Genomic DNA, 5,091 nt, shown 5'->3' on the forward strand with positions numbered 1-5,091 from the left:
GTCGGGCGATCGACCGGGACGGCCCGGCGGGTGGACCCGCCCACCCCCGCCCCGGGCGGCGTGGACCCGGGTCAGCGGGCGCTCGTCCGGGGCGCCCGCCGGGTGCCGAAGGACTCCATGGTCGTCGCCTTGCGCGCCGGGGTCCCCGACGCCGCGCCGGCGCGGGTCGCGGCGGCCTTCGCCGCCTTCTTCGCGGGCGCCTTCTTCGCCGGCGCGGCCGTGGCCGGCGCCTTGCGGGCGCGGGCCGGGGCCGCCGTCGCCGAGGTGTCCTTCTTCCGGGCCACGCGGGCGGTCGTCGTGGTGGGCTTCTCGCCCGGGGACTTGGCCGCGCTCGCCCCGGTGGCCCGCTTCGTGGCCGTCGCCACCTTCTTGGCCGCCGCCGCCCGCTTCATCGGGGCCTTGCGCGCCCCGGTGGCCTTCCTGGCCCGTCCTGCGTCCGCCATCGTCGCTCCTCGGGAATCGGCCCTGGGCGCACGGTCTTCCCCCGGCCCCGGCGGTCAAACGCCGGGGCCGCCGCGGCGCGGGGGCGGCACCCGCCGCCGCGCGCTCGCGTCACGTCCCGGTCGTCGGCTTGTACGCGCAGACCAGCTCCCAGCCGCCGGGCAGCACCGCCACCCGCTCGAAGCCGACCTCCTTGAGCAGGCCGGTGTAGAACTCGACCTCCCGCAGCCGGCTCACGCAGGTGTCGACCCCGATGAGGAAGTAACTCCAGAAGAACTGCATCGCCAGCCGGTCCGGGGTGCGGAACTCCTCGCAGATCAGCAGCATCCCGCCCGGCTCCAGGGCCGCGTACGCCTTCTCGACGAGCCGGCGGGCGACCTCGTTCGGCCAGTCGTGCAGCACCCGGACGAACGCCAGCGCGTCGTAGCCCGGCGGCAGCGGCTCGGCTAGGAAGTCGCCGCCGACGAACCCCAGCCGGTCCGCGTGCCCCCTGCGGGCCCGGGTGGCCTCCACCAGCGGCGCCACCGCCGGCAGGTTGTACACGTCGGCCCGCAGCCCCGGGGCGTCGTCGAGGACGTGCGCGGCGAGCGTGCCGTCGCCGCCGCCGACGTCCAGCAGGCGCGTGCGACCCGGCCACAGCCGGTCGGCGTTGCGGTGCACCGCCTCGATCACGGGGCCGAGCCCGACGGCCATGCTGCGCTCGAAGGCGGCGGTCTGCTCGTCGGTCCTCGGTGGCCAGGCGAAGTCGTCGTCGCCCATGCTGACCTCGCCGCGCAGGCTCTCGCCCAGCCGGCCGTGCAACCGTCGCCAGGGGTAGCGGTCCCGGTCGCGCTCGATGGCGTCCGGGCCGACCACCGCCGCGACGGCGTCGCGCAGCCCGGGCACCGCCCGGTACGTGGCCGTGGCGATGTCGTCGCCCGGCTCGCTGCGGGCGACGAAGCCGAGGCTCTCCAGGCAGTCGAGGAACTTGTAGAGCCGCAGGGGCCGTACGTCGAACCGCTCGGCGAGCTCGCCGAGGCGGACCGGCCCCGGCTCCAGCGCGTCGAGCAGCCCCATGCCGAGCGCGGTCTCCAGCACGTCCATGGCCTTGGGCCCGTTGGCGAGCAGGCTCATCAGCGCCCGCGGTGACAGGGTGACGTTCACCGGTCCAGCTCCTCTTCCAGTGCGTCCATGAACGCGTCGATCTCCTCGAGGGTGTTGTAGACGTGCGGGCCGATCCGCAGGTAGCCCCGCCAGCTGCAGACCATGTCCCGCGCGAGCAGTCGCCGCTTGACCGCCTCGCCGTCGGCGACGTCGAGGCACACCACGCCGCCGCGCCGGTGCGGCTCGACCGGGCTGACCACGCCGATGCCGGCCGCCGCCGCCCGATCCAGGATCCGGGACGTGCAGGCGAGCGAGTGCCGCCGGATCGCGGCGACGCCCACCCCGGCCAGCAGGTCCAGGCCGACCTGGGAGACCAGCGAGGTGAGGGGGAACGGCGTTCCGCCGGCGAACCGCCGGGCGTCGGCGGCCCAGCCGGTCGACGGCTGGAAGGTCAGCGCCCGGTCGCCGGCCTGCCAGCCGGTGGCGGCCGGTTCGAGCCGGGTCGCCAGGTCCGGGCGGACGTAGAGGAAGGCGGTGGCGATCCCGCACAGCCACTTGTGCGCGCCGCCGAGGACGACGTCGACGCCGAGCGCCGTCACGTCCAGCGGCATGACCCCGACGGTCTGGAAGGCGTCGACGACCACGAGGGCGCCGACGTCGTGGGCGCGCCGCACCAGCCGGGGCAGGTCGACGGTGGCGCCGGAGGAGAAGCTGGCGTGCGGGACGCACACCAGCAGCGTCCGCTCGTCGATCCGCGCGTCCAGGGCGTCCTCGTCGAAGTGGGGACCGCCCGACCCGACGACGTCGAGGCGGGCGCCGTAGCGACGGAACGCGTTGAAGATGAACGGCACGGTCGGGTACTCCAGGTCGGTGGTGACGACCCGGTCGCGCGGCGCGCGGTAGTCGAAGCAGGACGCGACCCGGGCGAGCAGCGTGCTCAGGTTCGCGTCGGTGACCACGCTGCCCGGGGGCGCGCCGATGAGGGCGGCGACCGAGTCGGCGTACCGGTCGAGGCCGACGTGCCAGTCGTGCCAGACGTCGTCGCGCCAGCCGCGCAGCGTCTCCCAGTAGCCGGTGAGTACGCCTTCCGCGCCCCTCGGCACCGCCCCGGTCGAGTTGTTGTTCAGGTAGACGCAGGTATTCAGCAGCGGAAACTCGGCGCGCAGGGCGGCCTGGGCGGTGGCGTCGAGGCACTCGGGCGTGTCGGGGCCGGGTGCCGGGTCGGGCGGGTTCACTCGGGGCTGCCTCCGGTCGGGTCGGTCCGCGACGAGGGACCCGGATCGTGGGTGACGGAGCTGAAGACCGGAATGGACCGGACGGCGGCCAGGTAGGGCGTGCCCTCCGTGTAGCCGGTGCCCGGGCGGGGGCCGAGCATCCGGGTGGCCAGCCGGTGGTGCGTGCGTCGCCACTGCAGCACGGCCGCGGCGAACGTGCGCATCGCCCCTGCCACCAGCTCGGCGTCCGCGCCGGTGAGCAGGCCCTCGCGCACCGCCGCCCGGAACGCCTCGTCGACCGACGGTTGCCCGGCGTGCACCCGGTCGCGCACCTCCGGCACCTGCTGGTAGGCGGGCGACTCCAGCCGCGCCCCCTCCGGCGTGCGGCAGAGCGACTCCATCAGCTTGTACGAGCGGGACTGGATGGCGCTGGCCCCCTCGGTGTACTGCCGGAAGGTCCGGAAGGCCGCCGGCTGCATGGTGGCCAGCAGCGAGAACAGCGGCCCGGCGGCGGTGAGCTGCGCGCAGGCGTACGCCAGCCGGTCGGCCGCCGGCCGCGCGTGACCGGCACGGAGGGCGACGATCGTGGCGCGCAGTTCCTCGACGAGCCCCGCGAAGAGGCACTCGTACGCCTGGAGCACCCGGATGAACAGGTACTCGTCGTGCGACACGTAGACCGGCAGCATGCTCAGCCGCAGGGCCAGCTCGGCGGCGGGATCCCCGTCGGCGACGAGGGTCCGCAGCACGGCGGCCGGCTCCCGGTCGTGGATCTCCCCGGCGAGGCCGAGGCGGGCGAGGGCGGGGGACGCGGCCCGCACGCCGAGCCGGTGGCGCTTGGCCACCACCTCCCGGCTCGGGCGGTCCTCGGGCAGCAGGTCGGTGGCGTCGGATCCGGCGGCCAGCTCGAACGCCAGCGCGTCGGCGACCAGGCGGACGAGGAGCCGGTCGCGGTCGCGACGCGCGCCTTCCGGGTGGCCGGCCGCCCCGTCGCCGTGTCCGCCGTCCTCCCCGCCCGGCCCGTCGTCGGCCCCGCAGGGCAGCCGGAGCAGGCGCAGCGCCAGGTAGCTGCGGTAGTCGTACCGGCCGTCCCACTTGTCGAGCGCGACGTCGAGGAAGTCGCCCAGCAGCCGGGCGGCGGGCGACGGCGGGCCGGCCGCCGGGGCGGTCACCTGGGCCCGGACCGAATCCAGCAAAGCGAGGAGCTCCTTTTCGACGAAGTGTTTGCCGACCCGGTGGAACTCCGCCAGTACGGGGGAGTAGGGAAAATTGTCCGGGTCGGCGGCACCCGACAACCAACTCGTCAGTTCACGCACGAACCGCACCTCGACATTCGGCCCGTGTCAACCGCAGACGGGGAGTTAATTGACGAATTAAGGGGTGGGTGGGGATTGTCAGGACCGGTCGGCATGGGAACGGTCGCTTTCACCCGTGGACGGACTTGACGCGGGCCTGCCACAGTTCGGGGAAGAACCGGTGCCCGATGAGTTTGGCGAGCACCGTCGCCTCCGCGCCGTCGGGCGCGTGGCCGCCGACGCGCAGGGCGGCCTGGTAGTGCCGCACCCGCCACAGCGACACCCGCTCGTCCCACTCCATCATCGCCTCGGCGAGCAGGTGGACGGGGTCCGTCGGGTCCGCCCGGCGCAGCCCCGACAGGGCGGTCCCGCGCGCGGCGAGGTGGTCGATGAACGCCCGGCCGAGCTGCCGGCTCGCCGCCTGGACCCGCCGCCAGCCGGGGGACTCGGCGCCGGAACCCTTGCCCAGCGCCGGTTGCATGGCCTCGAAGGCGGCCGGGGAGAGGTGCCGGAACATCTCCAACTGGTCGGTGACCAGCCGTACCCCCAGCGTCGCCCGGGTCAGCAGCGGCTCGGCCGCCGCCGGCTCGCCGGCGCGGACCCGGGCGACCGCCTCGGTCAGCTCCGCGGCCGCGAGCTTCAGCCACAGCTCGGTGGACTGGTGCACCACCTGGAAGAGCAACTCGTCGCGGTGGATCATCTCCGCCGGGCTCCGTTGCAGGTCGAGCAGCGCGTCCGTGCGCATGTAGCGCGCGTAGTCCGTGGCGCCGTCGCCAGGAAGAACAGGTGAGTGGTCCCGCTTCACGGAATTGTCCCCTTCGGTCAGCGTCGCTGCGTCGGGAACCGGTGGCCCGACAGCGCGTGCGGCGGCCATTATGCAACGACGAAAGGCAATGTGTCACGCCTACGTTGGGGGCCGTGCCCGACTCCGAAAGGGGAGGTTTCCGCCATTTATTGCGATGTGTAAAGGCGGTGGAATAACACAAAGATCAACAGGGGTCAATAGCGGCGGACAACTGACACGTCACACCGCCGCGGGGGGGGCGCCCGCGGGGGGGGGC

Annotated in this window: 5 protein-coding genes; all 5 read right to left on the reverse strand. The window is 74.2% G+C overall.

Features of this window, described 5'->3' with window-relative positions; all coding sequences use genetic code 11:
- Positions 1-71: 71 nt before the first annotated feature.
- Complete coding sequence (locus AB0G13_RS26215; protein ID WP_357879386.1) at positions 72-443, reverse strand: hypothetical protein; 372 nt, start codon at positions 441-443, stop codon at positions 72-74.
- A gap of 109 nt (positions 444-552) precedes the next feature.
- On the reverse strand, positions 553-1,584 hold the full coding sequence (locus AB0G13_RS26220; RefSeq protein ID WP_357879389.1) for a methyltransferase: 1,032 nt from the start codon (positions 1,582-1,584) through the stop codon (positions 553-555).
- Positions 1,581-2,759: an aminotransferase class V-fold PLP-dependent enzyme gene (locus AB0G13_RS26225; RefSeq protein WP_357879392.1), complete on the reverse strand. Its 1,179-nt coding sequence runs from the start codon at positions 2,757-2,759 to the stop codon at positions 1,581-1,583. The genes AB0G13_RS26220 and AB0G13_RS26225 overlap by 4 nt, the downstream gene beginning before the upstream one ends.
- The gene (locus tag AB0G13_RS26230) at positions 2,756-4,060 is read right to left on the reverse strand and encodes a tryptophan 2,3-dioxygenase family protein (protein WP_357879394.1); all 1,305 of its coding nucleotides are present in this window, start codon (positions 4,058-4,060) and stop codon (positions 2,756-2,758) included. Before AB0G13_RS26230 ends, AB0G13_RS26225 begins: the two co-directional genes overlap by 4 nt.
- A 100-nt stretch (positions 4,061-4,160) precedes the next feature.
- Positions 4,161-4,835 (reverse strand): tryptophan 2,3-dioxygenase family protein, encoded by a 675-nt coding sequence (locus AB0G13_RS26235; protein WP_357879396.1) that lies wholly within the window; start codon positions 4,833-4,835, stop codon positions 4,161-4,163.
- Positions 4,836-5,091: the final 256 nt, after the last annotated feature.

This window comes from Micromonospora sp. NPDC023633 (genome assembly GCF_040640035.1).
Classification (GTDB): Bacteria; Actinomycetota; Actinomycetes; order Mycobacteriales; family Micromonosporaceae; genus Micromonospora.